The sequence below is a fragment of the Bradyrhizobium sp. NP1 genome (assembly GCF_030378205.1).
GTDB lineage: Bacteria > Pseudomonadota > Alphaproteobacteria > Rhizobiales > Xanthobacteraceae > Bradyrhizobium.
Genome location: NZ_CP127385.1, coordinates 5,762,582 through 5,778,954, shown reverse-complemented (window position 1 = coordinate 5,778,954; position 16,373 = coordinate 5,762,582). Strand labels below are relative to the sequence as shown.

General features: G+C 65.1%; 15 protein-coding genes. 6 read left to right on the top strand and 9 right to left on the bottom strand.

The features are described from left to right. Window positions 1-77 precede the first annotated feature (77 nt). Both QOU61_RS28080 and QOU61_RS28075 read left to right on the top strand, forming a co-directional pair. The gene (locus QOU61_RS28080; RefSeq protein ID WP_289654460.1) at window positions 78-611 is read left to right on the top strand and encodes a 3-hydroxyanthranilate 3,4-dioxygenase; all 534 of its coding nucleotides are present in this window, start codon (window positions 78-80) and stop codon (window positions 609-611) included. 181 nt (window positions 612-792) lie between these two features. After that, window positions 793-1,197 (top strand): RidA family protein, encoded by a 405-nt coding sequence (locus QOU61_RS28075; RefSeq protein WP_289654459.1) that lies wholly within the window; start codon window positions 793-795, stop codon window positions 1,195-1,197. 180 nt (window positions 1,198-1,377) lie between these two features. Here the strand turns inward: QOU61_RS28075 and QOU61_RS28070 are convergent, their stop codons facing one another. The 9 genes from QOU61_RS28070 to QOU61_RS28030 all read right to left on the bottom strand — a co-directional run bounded on the left by QOU61_RS28070 (window position 1,378) and on the right by QOU61_RS28030 (window position 11,270). Then, on the bottom strand, window positions 1,378-2,097 hold the full coding sequence (locus tag QOU61_RS28070; protein ID WP_289654458.1) for an ABC transporter ATP-binding protein: 720 nt from the start codon (window positions 2,095-2,097) through the stop codon (window positions 1,378-1,380). Beyond that, window positions 2,094-2,843 (bottom strand): ABC transporter ATP-binding protein, encoded by a 750-nt coding sequence (locus QOU61_RS28065; protein ID WP_289654457.1) that lies wholly within the window; start codon window positions 2,841-2,843, stop codon window positions 2,094-2,096. The genes QOU61_RS28070 and QOU61_RS28065 overlap by 4 nt, the downstream gene beginning before the upstream one ends. After that, entirely contained in the window at window positions 2,840-3,775 is a 936-nt protein-coding gene (locus tag QOU61_RS28060) for a branched-chain amino acid ABC transporter permease (protein WP_289654456.1), read from the bottom strand. The genes QOU61_RS28065 and QOU61_RS28060 overlap by 4 nt, the downstream gene beginning before the upstream one ends. Next, complete coding sequence (locus QOU61_RS28055; protein WP_289654455.1) at window positions 3,775-4,638, bottom strand: branched-chain amino acid ABC transporter permease; 864 nt, start codon at window positions 4,636-4,638, stop codon at window positions 3,775-3,777. The genes QOU61_RS28060 and QOU61_RS28055 overlap by 1 nt, the downstream gene beginning before the upstream one ends. A gap of 109 nt (window positions 4,639-4,747) precedes the next feature. Continuing rightward, on the bottom strand, window positions 4,748-5,959 hold the full coding sequence (locus QOU61_RS28050; protein WP_289654454.1) for an amino acid ABC transporter substrate-binding protein: 1,212 nt from the start codon (window positions 5,957-5,959) through the stop codon (window positions 4,748-4,750). A 32-nt stretch (window positions 5,960-5,991) separates the two neighbouring features. Further along, entirely contained in the window at window positions 5,992-7,668 is a 1,677-nt protein-coding gene (locus QOU61_RS28045) for an amidohydrolase (RefSeq protein WP_289654453.1), read from the bottom strand. A 202-nt stretch (window positions 7,669-7,870) separates the two neighbouring features. Next, on the bottom strand, window positions 7,871-9,328 hold the full coding sequence (locus tag QOU61_RS28040) for an amidohydrolase family protein (protein ID WP_289654452.1): 1,458 nt from the start codon (window positions 9,326-9,328) through the stop codon (window positions 7,871-7,873). Between the two features lie 23 nt (window positions 9,329-9,351). Further along, window positions 9,352-10,236 (bottom strand): MBL fold metallo-hydrolase, encoded by an 885-nt coding sequence (locus QOU61_RS28035; RefSeq protein ID WP_289654451.1) that lies wholly within the window; start codon window positions 10,234-10,236, stop codon window positions 9,352-9,354. Beyond that, entirely contained in the window at window positions 10,212-11,270 is a 1,059-nt protein-coding gene (locus QOU61_RS28030; protein WP_289654450.1) for an amidohydrolase family protein, read from the bottom strand. Before QOU61_RS28030 ends, QOU61_RS28035 begins: the two co-directional genes overlap by 25 nt. 245 nt (window positions 11,271-11,515) lie before the next feature. Between QOU61_RS28030 and QOU61_RS28025 the strand changes: the two genes are divergently transcribed. The 4 genes from QOU61_RS28025 to QOU61_RS28010 all read left to right on the top strand — a co-directional run bounded on the left by QOU61_RS28025 (window position 11,516) and on the right by QOU61_RS28010 (window position 16,210). After that, a complete protein-coding gene (locus tag QOU61_RS28025; protein ID WP_289654449.1) occupies window positions 11,516-12,724 on the top strand; it encodes an ABC transporter substrate-binding protein in 1,209 nt (402 codons plus the stop codon). Between the two features lie 46 nt (window positions 12,725-12,770). Further along, window positions 12,771-14,441 carry an amidohydrolase gene (locus QOU61_RS28020; protein WP_289654448.1) on the top strand — a complete coding sequence of 557 codons (1,671 nt, stop codon included), beginning with the start codon at window positions 12,771-12,773 and terminating at the stop codon, window positions 14,439-14,441. Between the two features lie 129 nt (window positions 14,442-14,570). After that, window positions 14,571-15,377, top strand: coding sequence for an ABC transporter ATP-binding protein (locus QOU61_RS28015; RefSeq protein ID WP_289654447.1), 807 nt, complete (start codon window positions 14,571-14,573; stop codon window positions 15,375-15,377). Further along, window positions 15,374-16,210 (top strand): ABC transporter permease, encoded by an 837-nt coding sequence (locus tag QOU61_RS28010; protein ID WP_289654446.1) that lies wholly within the window; start codon window positions 15,374-15,376, stop codon window positions 16,208-16,210. The genes QOU61_RS28015 and QOU61_RS28010 overlap by 4 nt, the downstream gene beginning before the upstream one ends. Window positions 16,211-16,373 lie beyond the last annotated feature (163 nt).

Here is a 16,373-nt window from a genome sequence, read left to right as displayed (position 1 = left end):
TATCGCAACGAACCGGCTTTGACCCGATGCAGGCGGCAGCCTGCGGGTGAACCGGTTCTTGAAATGAGGAGATGACAATGCAGCAGCTTCCGGTCGTGAAACTCCAGGAGATCGCCAAAGAACTCGCCGAGAGCGGCAAGCGCGTGAAGGTGCTTTGGCAGGAGCCGGGTTCGCTCGCCTTCGTCGCCCGCGGCCGCGAATACCGCAGCGAATTCCACATCAACGGCAGCGACGAAGTCACCTACATGATCAAGGGGACGATGAACCTGCATTACCGCACCCCGGAGGGGAAGGAAGAGATCTGCGTGATCCCGGAAGGCTCGACCAATTGGATGCCGCCCGGCGTGCCGCATTCGCCGCGCTTTCCGCCCGACGCCTTTGCGCTGATCATCGAGCGCCAGCGCCACGCCGACGAAATCGACAAGTTCCACTGGTACTGCCAGAGCTGCGGCAACTTCCTGCACGAGGAAACCTTCGTGGTCAGCGACTATCGCGCCGACCCGGTGTCGCAGGCCTACAAGCGCTTCTTCGACAACGAGGACGCGCGCACCTGCAAGAAATGCGGCACGGTGATGCCGAATGCGCTAGTACCCGCTTCCCGAAGTTCGTGAAATCGTCTCGGCTTGCTCGCAAACGAACTTCGGGAAGCAAAGGGTACTAGCAAATTCATAATTCTAGTACCGCTTTCGATTTGAAGTCCGCATTGCTAATGTCTGGGAGCCCGTGCGCGGACTTCAAATCGGCGGTACTAGCGCCGGCACCGAAGGCGTCCTGAGAGGAGAAGGAACGGCAATGCCCAAGAAATTCGTCACCTCGGCCAACGCACCGACCACGGGCTTTACCGATCTGCAGAAGCCGCCGCCGATCGCGCAGGCGATCCGCTTCGGCAACATGCTGTTCGTCTCGGGGCAGGGGCCGCTCGATCCCGCGACCAAGACGGTGGTGGAAGGCGACATCGAGGTTCAGACGCGCCGCACGCTGGACAATCTGCTCAGCGTGCTGGAGGCCGGCGGCGCCACGCTCGCCAACGTGGTCAACATGCGCGTGATCCTGCGCGACGTCGCCGACTTCCCGCGCTTCAACGAGGTGTTCCGCAGCTATTTCGAGAACGACCGCGTGACGCGGACCTGCGTCGGCGGCACCCCGCACCGCAAGGGTGTCAACGTCGAGATCGACTGCATCGCGATGTTCGATTGAGGGCGGAACGCGACGGCCGCACCCAAAGGCCAAGCCTCCAATAAGATCAGTGATTTTTCGAGCTCGTCATGCCCGGCCTTGTGCCGGGCATCCACGTCCTCGCGTTGTTTTCGGCAGAAAAGACGTGGATGGCCGGGACGAGCCCGGCCATGACGAAACGCGGCCGGTTCCGAGTCGCACTCACGCAATCCCCATATAGGTCTGCTGGACCATCGGGTTGACCGACAGCTCCTCGGTCGGCCCAGAGATCCTGACGCGGCCGGAATCGACGACGACGCCGCGGCTGGTCAGCTCGAAGGCGGTCGCGACATCCTGCTCCACCAGCAGCAGCGACAGGCCTTCCGCCATGATCTGGCGTAACGCCGCGCCGAGGTGATCGACGATCTTCGGCGCCAGCCCCAGCGACAGCTCGTCGATCATCAGAAGTTTGGGAGCGCTCATGATGCCGCGCGCGATCGCGCACATCTGCTGCTCGCCGCCCGACAGCGTGCCCGCGGCCTGATAGCGGCGCTCGGCCAGGATCGGAAACAGCGTCAGCATGCGGTCGAGGTCGTGCCGGATCGCGGCGCGGTCGCTGCGCAGATAGGCGCCGGTCAGGAGGTTGTCGACCACGTTCATCGGCCCGAACAGGCGGCGTCCCTCCGGCACATGCACGATGCCGTGGCCCAGGATCTGCCGCGGAGTCCGGTTGGTGATGTCCTCGCCCTGGAATTCGATCCGCCCGGCGCGGGCGCGCAGGAGGCCGGAGAGCGTGCGCAGCAGCGTGCTCTTTCCCGCGCCGTTCGAGCCGACCAGGCAGACCGCTTCGCCTTCGCCGACGTGAAGGTCGATCCCCCACAGAACCTGGACATCGCCGTAGCCGGACGTGAGATTGCTGACGCTGAGCAGTGGCGCGGTCATTGACGCACCATCTGCCGTTCGGCGAAGCGGGAGCCGAGATAGGCCTCGATCACGCGGGGATCGCGGATCACGTCGGCGGCGGGATCGTCGGCGATCAGCTCGCCATGATGCAGGACGATGATGCGGCTGCACAGGCCGGTCACGACTTTCAGGAGGTGCTCGATGATGACGATCGAGATGCCGCGCGCGGCAATCGCACGGATCAGGCCGAGCGCCTGCTCGATCTCGGCCGAGTTCAGCCCGGCGTTGACCTCGTCGAGCAGCAGGATATGCGGGTTCATGGCGAGGCCCTTGGCGAGCTCGAGCCGCTTGCGAAAGGCGAGCGTCAGTTGCTCGGCGGGGCGGTCGGCGAGCACCGCAAGGCCGGTGAAGGCGAGATGCTCCATCGCTACCTTGCGCGCTTCCTCCATGGACTTGATGCCGGCGGCAAACATCGCGCCCGCCATCACGTTTTCGACCACAGTCATCGCGGGGAAAGGCTGCACCACCTGGAAGGTGCGGGCGATGCCGCGCGCCGAGATCTGGAACGGCTTCAGATGCTGAATGGGCTCGCCCTTGTGCAGGATTTCGCCGGAGCTTGCCGGATGCACGCCGGTGATGATGTTGACCAGCGTGCTCTTTCCGGCGCCGTTCGGGCCGATCAGCCCGACGATCTGGCCGGGCTCGAGCTTGAGCGAGACATTATGGATGGCGCGCACGCCGCCGAAGGAGCGGCAGACGTTCCTGAGTTCGAGCAAGGCCGTCATGCCGCAGCCGCCTTGCGCCAGAGGTCGCGGATGCCGAACGACGACAGGCCGGATGGCAGGAACAGGATCAGCACCACGATCAGGAAGCCGAGCACGCCGGTGTGGAGCTGGAGGAAGTTGCGCCAGACGATCTCGTCGAGCACGAGGAAGGCGACCGCCCCGATGACGGGTCCGAATACCGTTCCCATGCCGCCGAGCAGAGCCATGATGATCGGCTTGATCGAGAACAGCACGTCGTAGACGTCGGACGGCTCGATATAGCCGGTCCATGACGCGTAGATCGCGCCGGCCGCGGAGGCAAAGGCGCCCGACAGCGTGAACGCGATGATCTTGTAGCGGGTGGTGTCGATCCCGACGATGTTGGCGGCGTCTTCGTTCTGGCGGATGCAGTTCAGCGCGAAGCCGAGCCGGTTATGCGCGATCACGTAGGTCGTGGCCAGGGTCAGCATCGCGAGGGCGAGCATCACATAGAAGAAGAACACGGCAAGCGCGGTCGGCGACCAGCCGAAGAACGGCAGGTTCAGCCCCATGCCGCCGCCGGTCAGGCTGGTCCAGCCGTTGGTGAGCTCGCGCAGCACCTCGGCGATGACGAGCGTTGCGATCGCAAAGGCGTGACCGCGCAGGCGCAGCAGCACGAATCCGAGCACGAGCGCAAACAGCGTGCCGACGGCGACCGCGAATATCCAGGCCAGCGCAACCGGAACGCCGTTCGCCTGCACCACCGCGCCCGAATAGGCGCCAAGGCCGAAGAAGGCGGCGATGCCGAACAGCGGGTAGCCGGCGAAGCCGCCGACCACGTTCCAGGCCATCGTCAGCACCGCATACATCGATGCGATGGTCGCGAGCCGGAGGATATAATTGTTGCCGAGCAGCGGCAGCGCCAGCAGGGCCACGACGGCGATCAACAGCGAGATGCGTTGCGGTGTTGTCATCAAAACCCCTTGACGCCCAGAAGGCCGTGCGGGCGGACCAGGAGGAGGATGATCAGCACCACGAAGGCCAGCGTCAGCGCGTATTCGGATCCGAACAGCACCGCGCCAAAACTTTCCAACAGTCCGAACGCGAGGCCGCCGACCGCGGCCCCCGGCACGCTGCCGACGCCGCCGAGCACGCAGATGACGAAGGCCTTGCTGAGAAACAGCGGGCCCGAGAGCGGGGCGATCGGAAAGGACACGCTGAGCAGGCTGCCGGCGGCGCCCGCCAGCGCCGCGCCCAGCGCAAAGGTCACCGCATAGGTCCTGGTCACGTCGATGCCCATCAACAGCGCCGCCTCGCGATCGAAACGCACCGCGACGATGGCGCGGCCGATCGAGGTCAGCCGCAGCACGAGCCAGAGCAGCAGGATGAGCAGGAAGGCGATCAGTGTCGACAGCGCGCGGTCGAGCGGGATGAACACGTTGCCGAACTGCGCGATGCCGAGCGAATTCTGCAGGATGACCTTGCGGTAGTCGGCCGAGAACGAAACCAGCATGGCATTGTTCATCATCAGCTCGAGGCCGAAGGTCAGGATCAGCGTCACCAGCACGGAGCGGGCCACCACGCGGTTGATGACGAAGAACTGGACCACATAGCCGATCGCGCCGAGCACGAGGCCGGAGGTGATGATGGACAGGAACGGGTGGATGCCGAGCACCGTGTAGGAAAAGTAGGCGATATAGAAGCCGAACACGATGAACGAGCCGTGCAGCAGGTTGATGATGCTGAGCACGCCCCAGACCAGCGAAAAGCCGGCGGCTATGCAGGCATAGAGGCCGCCGAGGATCAGCCCGTTGGCAAGGTATTGGAAGAAGATCATCCGCCTGTGATGCCTGACGTTCGGTTTCGCCTGGACGAGGCCGACCGACCGCCGTCCTCGCCCCGTGCCTGGTTGATGGAAGTCGCCAATCCCCGCTTGGCGAAGCCTGCTACTTCTTGTCGAAACGGATCGGGGCCTGCGCGATCTCGGGCGGATCGACGACCACGGGTTTGCCGTCCTGGACCTGCATCGTCGGCGGCTTCAGCGAGTTGATCTGGCCGGTCGGCCCGAACTTGACGCGGCCGAAGAACGTCTGCACGTCCATGGTCGCCAGCTGGTCGCGTACCCTGGCCTTGTCGACGGTGCCGGCCTTGTTGACGGCGATCGCCAGCACGACGCCACAGGCGGCGCCTGCGGCCACTGAATAGTCGGGATAGGTGTTGTTGTAGTTCTTGCGGAACAGCTGCTCGAAATTCTCCGCCGAGCCGAACACGTCTTCGCCCTTGAACTTGGCCGCGACGTCCCACCAGGACGCCGTCACGACGTTCTCCGAAAGCTTGCCGGTGCCGGCGATGAATTCCGGCGTGGTCGGGCCGACCAGCATCGCGGTGAGCTGGGCGCGGACGCCAAGCTCCTCCATCTGCTTGCGGATCAGGATGTTGTCGTTGACGTAGCCGGTCGCATAGATCAGGTCCGGATTGCTGGAGCGAACTTGCGTCAGCGCAGAGCTGAAATCGACGGTGCCGATCGGGAATTTCTGGTCGGAGACGATCTCGAGCCCTTTCTCCTTGGCGTATTTGATCAGCTCCTCCGCGATCGCGAGCGGGAACAGGTCGTTGCGCGCCAGCACGGCGACGCGCTTGATGCTCGGGTTCTTCGCGATCAGCAGGTCGATCAGAGGCCGCGTCACCGTGTCGTTCGGCGTGTACATGCCGAACAGGTATTTGAAGCCCTGGTCGTAGACCTGGGCGGAGGCGGCTTGCGCCGCGATCATCGGCACGCCGTATTTCTCGGTGATCGCGCTCACCGCCTTGGTGGCGCCGGAGCCGAACGGAGCGAAGATCGCATCGACCTTGCCCTCGGTGATCATCAGCTCGGCGGACTGTACCGCGCGCGGCGTGTTGGACTGGTAGTCGGAATAGTCGATCTCGACCTTGTAGGTGTCGCTGCCGGCCTTGATGCCGCCGGCCTCGTTCTGGGTCTTGGCCCAGAGATCATAGCCTGCCTTCATGCGCAGGCCTTCGGGCGCGAGCCCGCCGGTCAGCGGCAGCGGCGCGCCGATCTTGAGGATCTTGTCCGCGGCATGGGCGGCGTGATCGGCGCCGCTCAGCAAGAAAGCGGCGGTGGCCATGGCAAGGCTTGCGGTCTTCATTCCCGACATCCGGTCCCTCCGAATTCCAGCGGTGTAATGCATCAAGTCACGGGGCCGTGCAGCCAGCGGCCGCCGACCATGGTGGCCTCGCAGCTCATGTCGAGCAAGGCTTCCGCGCTCGCGGTCAGCGGATTGCCCGACAGCACAGCGATGTCGGCAAAGTATCCCGGCAGGAGGGGGCCCTTGCGATCTTCCTCGAAGGTCAGCCACGCGCCGTTCACGGTCAGAAGGCGCAGCGCGGCCTCGTTGGAGAGCACCCCGCGCGCGCCCATGGTACGGCCGGAGCGGCGGTCCTGCCGCGTCAGCATCACCCACATGCAGAACAGGGGATCGTTCGGCACGGCGTCGGTCGCCGCCGACACCGGCACGCCGAGCTCGATCAGCCGCCGCGCCGGCGACAGCAGGTCGAGCTCTTGCCCGTCGAGGCCGGCGAAGACGTGGCCGACCTTCCAGAGATAATGCGCGGGGATCAGCGTGACCGCGATCCCCATTGTCTTGATCGCCTGCAGGTCGCGCTCATTGGCCTTGCTGATGTGCTCGACCACCCAGCGCCGCGCGCCGATCGGATAGTGTTTTGCGACGCGCTCGAGGATCGGGACCACCTCGTGCAGTCTGTCGGAAGCGAGCGTGTGCAGGCGCAGATTGTATCGGCCCGCCAGCATGCACAGCGCTTCGAAATCCGAAGGCGTGTTGACGCTCGGCAGGCCGCCGCCCCAGCCGACGTCGCCCATGTCCTTGCGCAGGAGGTCGTTGAATTGCGGATTGCCGCCATAGCCGACGAAGACGCCCGATATCTTCAGCGTGTCGTCGCCGAAGCCGCGGCCGCGCGCGAAGGGGAGCCAGTGCCGCATGGCGTATTCGGCTTCCGCGGTGCCGAGCCAGGCCGGGCTCATCACCAGCGAGCTGCGCAGCGAGAGCTCATTGCGCTCCCAGAGCTGGCGAAAGCTCGCGACCACGTCGGGCGCGCAGCCGTGCCCCTCATAGACGCTGGTCGTGCCTTTCTCATGATAGATCGGCAGCGAGCGGCGCAGGCCCTCGATGCGGTCGTCGAGCGAGAAGCGCGGCACAGCCTTCAACAGGTCCGGCTCCGCCATTCGCGTGTAGTTGTGCTCGATGATCACGCCGGTCGGCTCGCCGGCATCGTCATGGACGATCTCGACTCCGTCGACGCGCGGGCGCGTGTTGCGGTCGATGCCGTTGAGCTTCAGCGCGAGGCTGTTGAGGATCATGAAACAGGGCGGCTCGCCCCAATAGCCGCTCGGGCCGGAAATATAGACGGGATTGTCGGGCGCGACGCGGTCGAGCTCGTGCCGGTTTGGCAGGCGACGCTCGGCGAGGAACTTGTCGGCCTCCCAGTAGAAGGGCGGCTCGCCGATCGGCATGGTGACGATCCACTCGCCGGGTTTTTTCTGCGCGGCGAGCTTGCCGATGCGCTCAAGCACGTCGGCGATCGATCGCGCGCCTTCCAGCGACGGGCGGATGGTCTTCAAGCCCAGGCTGTCGGAATGGGCGTGGGTGTCGTTGAAGCCGGGGATCAGCGTGCGCGCGCCGAAATCGTGCAGCTGCGTCGTCGGCCCGCGCAGCGCCATGACATCGGCGCGGCGCCCACAGCCAAGGATGCGGCCGTCGGCGATCGCGATCCCCTCGGCGACGCTGCCGGCGCGGTCCAGCACCAGCACGTTTCCCGTCAGAATGGTGTCGGCGGTCTTCACCCCCATGACGCGTATTCGCGGACTCGCGCGCTCCAACTCGTTTCATAAATATTTCTTGTTTTTATTGAGATGCGCTCTGGTTGTCAAACTCGTCCAAAATTATTGTTGTGCGCTGGACGGCTGGCTTTGTTCGCCGGCATGACCGCGCGCCCCGCGGACGGAATGTGCAATTCCAGCCCGCCGCATAGTGTGCGCAGGCGCGCGGGCTTCAGGTCTGTGACGAATGGTCGCTTGCCGCATAGAAGCGCGCAAGGCCCCGCTGGAAACGCGCGAGCAGGGGTTTGAGGGCCGCGATCTCGGACGACGCCTTTTCAAGCTCCTTGAACAGCGCGGCCTCAAGCGCCGGCTCGTCGATGCCGAGCACGCGGCCGCCGCGAACGATCTGCTGTCCCGCGGCATGGACGCTTGCGATGTGCCTGCTCCTTGCCCGCGCAAAGAAGGTGCGGAACGGATCGTCCAGTCCGGGCGGAATGTCGGAGGCCAGCGCGTGATAGTCGAGCACGATGAAATCGGCCGGCGAGCCCGGGGCGATTTGGCCATGGCCGCGGTCGCCACAGACCGCGCAGGCGCCCGTTGTGCTGCCGGCGTGGAGGATCTCCTCGCAGGTCAGCTTGACGTCGAAGCCGTGGCCCGCATGCAGGAGCTGCGTCAGGCAAAGCTCGCGCAGCATGTCGTCGTCGTCGTCGAGCGCCAGCGCGTCGAGCCCGATCGCGAACCTCACGCCTGCGGCCTTCATCGCTGGCACCGGCGCCACGCCGGATTTCAGGCGCAGGTTGGAGCTGGTGTTGACCGAGACGGTGACGCCGTGGCCGGCGAGCATTTGATTTTCGTCAGGGCGCAGCCAGGTCCCGTGCGCGAGCGTGAGGTGCGGCGAGAGCAATCCGAGCTTCGCCAGCCGTGCGACCGGACCTTCCGGATAGTGCCGGTCTGTCCACGCCCGCTGATAGCGGCTTTCCAGCAGGTGCATGTGGATGCGGCGGTCTGATGCCGCGGCGCGCCTTGCGACCTCGCCAAGCAGCGCGTCGCTGCACCATTCCATGCCGACCGGGCCGTACTGCACCGTAAATCCATCGCGCTCGCAGCGCGCCGCGATCGCCTCGACCGCATCGAGCTGTGCTTCGATCGGCGGAATCGGCTTGAGCCAGCGCGCCCTGATCGCGTCGATGTCGCCAGGCTCCATGTGGGCCAGGATCGCCTCGTCCGCGCCGTAGCCGAGCCGATGGCGGTCGCGCAAAGGGACGACAAAGGCGACGCGCACCCCGACGTCGCGCGCGGCACGGGACACCGCTTCGGCGGCCGCCGTCAGCGCCGCGGGCTCGGCGGAGAGATGGCAATGCACGATCGAGGTGATGCCGCCGCGCGCCATCCGCGCAAAGGCCAGCGCCGCGATCAAATAGGGGTCGAGGCGCGGGATGGTGTAGGTCGCCGGCACCCAGCCCTCGACCGCGGTATCGAAGGCGCCATAGGCGGTCGTCTTCAGCCCGCGGCCATGGTCATGCGCATTTGCCAGCGCCGGGACGACCAGCGTGTCGGGAAATGCCTCGTCCTTGCTGGTCGAGGCGCCGAACGCGACGTCGCGGATCACGCCGTCCTCGAACCGCACGGTCGCGTCATAGCTGATGACGGAAGCGTTGCTCTCGCGCAGCAGGCGCCGCGTGTGCAACACGCCCGCGCCCGCGCGGCTTCGAGCTAGCTGTGATCCCTGTTCCATTCGAATGCAAAACCTTCCGCCGTGCGCCGGATGAAGCAGCCATTGCCGGGAACAAAGTGCGTCGGCAGCACCAGCGTACCCGTCTCGGCGCAGGACTCCAGCAACCGCAGGCGCGAGCGCACGCCGAGCGCCGGATCATCGTCGAGGCTGGTGCCCCAATGCGGATAGTGGACCTGCAGCGGCACGTGCATGACGTCGCCGGAAAAAATCGCCTGCCGTGCGCCGGAGCGCAGGCGGATCGCGACATGCGCAAGCGTATGCCCCGGCGTCGGTTCCACCGTCAGCATCTCGTCGAGCTCGTAGCCGTCGTCGACCGCCACGCATTGACCGGCTTCGACCACAGGCAGGATCGAATCCTCCCAGGTGAATTCGTTATGCGCAGAGAAGCGGTGCGAAGCGTGCGCGGGATTCCAGCGGTTAAGCTCGTCGCGGTGGGCGATGTACTTCGCGTTCGGAAACGTCGGCACCCAGCTTCCGTCCTTCAGCACCGTGTTCCAGCCGACATGGTCGGCGTGCAGATGGGTGCACATGACGTAGTCGACCTGCTCGGGTGCAGCGCCGGCCGCCGCGAGGCGGTCGAGCCAGTCATGCTCGCGCTGGTGGAAGCGCGGGAAATACGGGCGGTTCTTGTGGTTGCCGCCGCAGCAGTCGATCAGCACGGTGTGGCGGCCGGTCCTGACCAGATAGGAGCGGACGGAGGTGCGAAACCGGCCCGCGCCCGGGTCGTAGTGAAGCGGCGCCATCCAGTGCATGTGCCTGGCGAGCGCATCCTCGTCGCATTCCGGCAGCAGCTGCTGCGGGATGAAGCTCGCCTGCACGCTCTCTTCGACCGCTGCGATTACCGCGTCGCCGACCCTGGCCATCGGATGACATTCCCTCGAAAAAGACTGGATTGCAGGCGCGCGAGCGCGTCGCCGCCCTCGCGGCGGATCAGGCCTTCGTTCGGCTCGGTCAGGATGCCGTTGCGCTTCCTGATGCGTCCGTCGATGCAGACCAGCGCGACGTCGGCAGCGGTCGTCGGCGGGCCAAGGCTGCCGGCAACCAGAATGAGGTCGGCGCATTTGCCCGGCGACAGCGATCCGATCCATGGATCGAGCCCGAGCCGGCGCGCCGCGCCGATGGTGCGGTTGGCGCAATCCGGCCCGGCGGGCTGGACGATGTCGTGTGTCGCCACCGGCAACCGGTGCAACGAGAGGATCTGTTCAGCGGCCTCGGTGGAACTGCCGACGATGCCGAGATCGAGCAGGTGACCTGACGGCGTGGCGAACCAGGTGTCATGGAGTTCGCGGATTAAGGTCACGGCGCTGGCCGTGGCCGTCGACGGCTCCGCGCCGAGCGGATAGCTGAAACGGCCGCGCAGGCCGGCGTCGATCAGCGCGAGCAGGGCGGTTTCCGCATGGCCTTCGCCGATATCGGCGGCGCAGCAGTGAATGCTGGTGAAGCCGGCGGAAACCAGATCGAGCAGGGCGAGGCGCAGCACGCGATAGATGTCTTCCGGGGCGGCCTCGCGAAGGCCGGGATGGCCGGGCTCGTCGGCGCCCGCCGCCTCGTCGAGGAGATGGCGGTGGTCGGCGACGAAGCCCGGCAGGGCGATCAGCCCGCTGCCGTCGATTTCGAGCGCCGGTGTCGCAAGCGCGCGCCCGACATTGACAATGTTCCCGTCGCGAACATGGATATCGGCATGGGCGATATCGCCGATATGCGGGTCCATCGTGATCGCGCGGCTGTTGCGGATGACGAACTCGGACGGTGCGGGATGGGTGGCCGGCGCGCGCGAGTAGCCGCGCCGGCGCTCATAGGCGGCACGACGCTTCAGGGCGCTTGCGACGTCGCCGGCGGCGCCGACCACGCTTTCGGCGAAGAAACCCGGAGCAGGGCGGCAGCACAGGCAGAACATCGGTCGCCGACAGCCTCACATGGGCGGGAACGGAATTGTCGGTCCGGACTTCACTTGCCGCAAGCTCGTCTGCTGCACCTCGCGCTGCCGCGTGACGGGTCGCAGACAGAGGCCGGCGCGTCCGACTCTTCCTCGCGCTGGTTTGACACGAATAGAAATATCATACAATGTCGCCTGTAACATAAAAAACGAGATATTTAGAAATTTGTGAGGCGGCGAACCCGTCCGCAAACAGGGGAAATGCGATGCGACATCCTATCCTTGCGGCTTCCATGGGCGTGGTGCTGGCCGCCATGGGCGCGGCCTCGGCCGAGGTTCCGAACAACACGGTCAAGATCGGCGTGCTGAGCGACTTTTCGGGGCCGTTCTCGGACCAGGCCGGCAAGGGCTCGTTCATCGCGGCGCAAATGGCGGCCGAGGACTTTGCCAAGGAATCGAAGGGGCTGAAGGCCGAGATCATCTTCGCCGACCACCAGAACAAGCCCGACGTCGGTTCGGCCATCGCGCGCCGCTGGGTCGACCAGGAGAACGTCACGGCGATCGTCGATCTGCCGAATTCCGGCGTGGCGCTCGCCGTCAACACCATCATGAAGGAGAAGAACCGCACCATGCTGGCCTCGGGTTCGGCAACGTCGGACCTCACCGGAAAATTCTGCCAGCCGACCACGGTGCAATGGGCGCTGGACACCTGGGCGCTCGGCAACGCCATGGGGCGCGCGATCACCGAGCGCGGCGGCAAGTCCTGGTATTTCGTCAGCTTCGACTATGCGCTCGGCAAGGCCTTGCAGCGCGACACCGCCGAGGCGGTCGAGAAGCAGGGCGGCAAGGTGCTCGGCTCGGTGTCGCACCCGCTGGGGACGAGCGACTTCAGCTCGTATCTGCTGCAGGCGCAGGCCTCCGGCGCGGACGTGATCGCGCTCGGCGACACCGGCGCCGACGCCATCAACGCGATCAAGCAGATCTCCGAGTTCAAGATCCTGAGCGGCGACAAGAAGCTTGCCGCCCTGTTCATGCAGATCGTCGATATCGATTCGCTGGGGCTGAAGGCGGCGCAGGGGCTCTTGCTGAGCGAGCCCTTTTACTGGGACTTGAACGACAGCACGCGGGCCTGGAGCGCGCGCTTCGCCGAGCGCATGAACGGCCGTGTGCCCACCATCAACCACGCCGCCACCTATTCGGCGACGATCGCTTACCTGCGCGCGGTGCAGGCGGCGCAGGCCATCGACGGCGACAAGGTGGTTGCGCAGATGCAGTCGGCGGAGATCAACGATCCGCTGTTCGGGCCGGTGAGGGTGCGCAAGGACGGGCGCGCGATCCACACCATGTTCGTGTTCGAGGTCAAGAAGCCGGAGGAATCCAGGCAGCGCTACGACTATTACAAGCTGGTGCGCACGATCCCGGCGGAAGAGGCATTTCGCCCGATCGACAAGGGCGATTGTCCGCTCGTGCACTAGGACACGATGACGTTTCTGCACCGCAAGCCTTGAAGAGATACCAAACATGCGGGCAAGCGACGTGAAGGCGGCCACCAGTGCCGGGCATGGTCTCTTTGCCGACAGCATCGTCGTCAACGCCGCGATCCGCACCATGGATGCGACGTCCTCGACCACTGATGCCGTCGCCATCCGCGACGGCAGGTTCGTCGCGGTCGGCCGCGAAGCGGATATCAGGCAATATGCAGACGTGCGGACCGCGATCATCGATGCCGGCGGCAGGACGGTCGTGCCCGGCCTGATCGATACCCATGCCCATGTCGAGGCGGCCGGTCTCTTCAACTACACTGTCTCCTTCGACGGCGTCTCCACGATCGCGCAGGCGCAGGCGCGCGTGCGTGCGATGGCCGAAAAGACGCCGCGCGGCGAGTGGATCCGCGGCCGGATCTGGCATCCGATCGCGCAGTTGAAGGAGCGGCGCTTCATCAACCGCTTCGAGCTTGATGCCGCCGCGCCCGATCATCCGGTCTGCCTCCCGGTCGGGCATTTCACCCTTGCCAACAGCCTCGCCCTGAAAATGGCCGGGATCGACCGCAACACGCCCAATCCCGAAGGCGGCGAGATTCACCGCGACGCGACCGGCGAACCCAGCGGCGTGCTCGAGGAAAATGCCGAGGATCTGGTGCAGGACCTGCTGCCGCCGTGGTCGCAGGACACCCGCATCCGCCAGATCCGGGATGCCATGGCCTATTTCAACAGCTTTGGCGTCACCAGCGCGATCAGCGCCCGCGTCGATCCGTTCGACCTGCAGGTGCATCAGATCATCGCGCGGCGGCATGAGGCGAGCTTGCGCATCAGTGCGATGTACGCCCCGACCGGCGGGCTCAACCCGACGATGCCGGAGTCGGAATTCGAGGCTTTGCTGTCGCGGATGGGCATCAGCTCGGATTTCGGCGACGACTGGCTGAGCCTCTCCGGCGTCAAGATGCAGGTCGACGGCGGGATGACGCTGCGGACTGCCGACATGCGGGAAAGCTATCCCGATGAGCCCGGCTATCACGGCACCGTTGTCGTGAGCCCCGAGCGTCTGACGCGGTTCGTGTCGATCGCCAATCGTTACGGCTGGCGCGTCGGCATTCATGCCGTCGGTGACGCCGCGGTCGACAAGGTGCTCGATGCCTATGAAAGTGCCGACCGCGAGCGCTCGATCCGCGACCGGCGGTTCGTCGTCATTCACGGCAGCCTGATGCAGCCCGACCAGATGACGCGCGCCAGGGCGCTGGGCGTCCGGGTCGACACCCAGAGCGCCTTCCTGTGGGACAAGGCGGCGACCATCGCCCGCTATATCGGCAAGGAAAATGCCGACCGCGCCATTCCGCTGCGCTGGATGATCGACCATCTCGGCCTCGACGCGGTCGGGCAAGGCACCGACTATCCGATCAATCCGCTCAACCCCTTCATCAACATGTATGTCGCGGTGACGCGCAAGGATGCGGGCGGAACGGTCTATGGGCACGAGCAGGCGGTCTCGCGCGAGGAGGCGCTGCGGCTCTACACCAGCGCGGCGTCGCGCTACGCGTTCGCCGAGCACAAGCTCGGCTCGATCGAAGTCGGCAAGCTCGCCGACCTCGCCATCCTCTCCGATGATCCGATAACCGCGGATGTCGAGGCGCTGAAATCCATCACCGTCCTGAAGACCATGGTGGATGGCCGCATCGTTTACGAAAGGCAAGGCTAGTGTCCCGGACCCTTCGCATCATTTTGCGGGCCAAGCTCTTTTGCGAACTTCGGGTCCGAAAGGACACCAGCAAGTTATTGATGTTCGTAGAGCTTTCGATTTGACGTTCGCATGAGGGAATCTGGGCAAATGGTAGCGAACGTCAAATCCGCTCCGCGAGTGAGCGGCGATGCGGTCAAGATCCGCATCAGGAATCTCGGCAAGAGCTTTGCGCTCGGCCATTCCACCGTCGATGCGATCAGCGACATCAATCTCGAGGTGCGAAAAGGCGAGTTCGTCTGCATCGTCGGTCCGTCCGGATGCGGCAAGACGACCTTGCTGCGCATTCTGGCCGAATTGGAGACGCCAAGCCGTGGCGAAGTGCTCATCATGCGCGACGATCCGGCTGCTCCCCTGAGCTCGATGATCTTCCAGGAAGCCTCGATCTTTCCCTGGATGACCATCCGCGACAATGTCGCCTATGGCCTGAAGCTGCGGCACGTTCCACCCGAGCAGATCGCGCGGACGGTCGATCATTTCATCGGGCTTGCGGGACTGGCGCGCTTCGCCGACGCCTATCCGCACCAGCTCTCCGGCGGCATGAAGCAGCGCGCCAGCGTGGCGCGGGCGTTCTCCAACGACCCGGAAATCCTGCTGATGGACGAGCCGTTCGCGGCGCTCGACGAGCAGAACAAGGCTCTGCTCCAGGAAGAGCTGCTGCGGATCTGGAGCGAGACGCGAAAGACCGTCGTCTTCATCACCCATTCGATCGACGAGGCGCTGGTGCTCGGCGACCGCGTCCTGGTGATGTCGCGCCGGCCGGGAACACTGAGGGCGGAATTCAAGGTCGAATTTCCAAGACCGCGGCGTGTCTACGACCTGAAGGCCGACCCGGCGTTCGGGCAGATGAGCCGCAGGATATGGACCCTGCTTCGCGAGGAGGTCTCCGCCCCATGACGACCATCCTTTCGCGCGATGCGATCCGCATCGTCGCCGACGATCGAAAGCCGCCTTCGCCGCTGGTCCGCCTGGTGCGGTCGGAAGCGTTCGCCGCGGTCGCCTCGCCGGCGTTGATCCTCGTGGTGTGGGAGCTCATGGTGCGAGCGCACCTGCTCGATTTCAGGTTTTTCCCGAGCCCGAGCTCGGTCATCCTGGAATTGTTTGAGCTGGTGCAGTCCGGCCAGCTCTTCGTCGACATCGGCTGGACCGTGCTGCGCGTCCTGATCGGAACGCTGCTCGGCACGATTCCCGGACTGGTGCTCGGTGTGCTGCTCGGGCTGTCGCCCGTTGTCCGCGCGTTCGTGCAGCCCGCGATCAACGCGCTCTATCCGATTCCGAAGATCGCGATGTTTCCGCTCGTGATGATGATCTTCGGCATCGGCGAAGCCTCGAAATGGATCATCGTCGCCATCGCCGTGTTCTTCCAGATGTTCTTCTCTACGCTTGCCGGCGTCATCAACATCGAGAAGATCTATCTCGATGTCGCCTCCAACTTCAAGGCGAGCCGCTGGCAGACCTACCGTACCATCGCGGTGCCGGGCGCGCTGCCGTTCATCTTCACCGGGCTTCAGCTCGGCGTCGGCATGGCGCTGATTGTCGTTGTCATCGCCGAGAATTTCGGCACGCAGGTCGGCGTCGGCTATATGATCTGGCGATCGTGGCAGGTCTTCGAGGTCCGCGACATGTATGTCGGGCTGATCGTGGTCGCCGGGCTCGGCTACTGCTTCCAGCTTCTGCTGCAGCAGATCCAGAAGCGGGTGATCCCCTGGAAGGCGCAAGGCGGCACCTGACGCGCTTGAAACCGCGTGCGCGAAAGATCGAAATTCACGAGCGGATTCAGGCTGATTTGGCTGGTCCAGCCCTCGCGTGAAAAATATTTCGCTTGTTGCGTCGGGCAAATCAGTGGCTTCACTCGGCGCGTCCCGCACTCGCCAAGAGGGGCGTTGCGCATCG

Excerpts from the sequence above, each read along its gene's own strand:
- QOU61_RS28045 (WP_289654453.1), bottom strand. The coding sequence starts at position 7,668 with ATGGGGGTGAAGACCGCCGACACCATTCTGACGGGAAACGTGCTGGTG.
- QOU61_RS28035 (WP_289654451.1), bottom strand. The coding sequence starts at position 10,236 with ATGGCCAGGGTCGGCGACGCGGTAATCGCAGCGGTCGAAGAGAGCGTG.
- QOU61_RS28025 (WP_289654449.1), top strand. The coding sequence starts at position 11,516 with ATGCGACATCCTATCCTTGCGGCTTCCATGGGCGTGGTGCTGGCCGCC.
- QOU61_RS28065 (WP_289654457.1), bottom strand. The coding sequence starts at position 2,843 with ATGACGGCCTTGCTCGAACTCAGGAACGTCTGCCGCTCCTTCGGCGGC.
- QOU61_RS28055 (WP_289654455.1), bottom strand. The coding sequence starts at position 4,638 with ATGATCTTCTTCCAATACCTTGCCAACGGGCTGATCCTCGGCGGCCTC.
- QOU61_RS28015 (WP_289654447.1), top strand. The coding sequence starts at position 14,571 with ATGGTAGCGAACGTCAAATCCGCTCCGCGAGTGAGCGGCGATGCGGTC.
- QOU61_RS28050 (WP_289654454.1), bottom strand. The coding sequence starts at position 5,959 with ATGTCGGGAATGAAGACCGCAAGCCTTGCCATGGCCACCGCCGCTTTC.
- QOU61_RS28070 (WP_289654458.1), bottom strand. The coding sequence starts at position 2,097 with ATGACCGCGCCACTGCTCAGCGTCAGCAATCTCACGTCCGGCTACGGC.
- QOU61_RS28030 (WP_289654450.1), bottom strand. The coding sequence starts at position 11,270 with ATGTTCTGCCTGTGCTGCCGCCCTGCTCCGGGTTTCTTCGCCGAAAGC.
- QOU61_RS28010 (WP_289654446.1), top strand. The coding sequence starts at position 15,374 with ATGACGACCATCCTTTCGCGCGATGCGATCCGCATCGTCGCCGACGAT.
- QOU61_RS28080 (WP_289654460.1), top strand. The coding sequence starts at position 78 with ATGCAGCAGCTTCCGGTCGTGAAACTCCAGGAGATCGCCAAAGAACTC.
- QOU61_RS28075 (WP_289654459.1), top strand. The coding sequence starts at position 793 with ATGCCCAAGAAATTCGTCACCTCGGCCAACGCACCGACCACGGGCTTT.
- QOU61_RS28020 (WP_289654448.1), top strand. The coding sequence starts at position 12,771 with ATGCGGGCAAGCGACGTGAAGGCGGCCACCAGTGCCGGGCATGGTCTC.
- QOU61_RS28060 (WP_289654456.1), bottom strand. The coding sequence starts at position 3,775 with ATGACAACACCGCAACGCATCTCGCTGTTGATCGCCGTCGTGGCCCTG.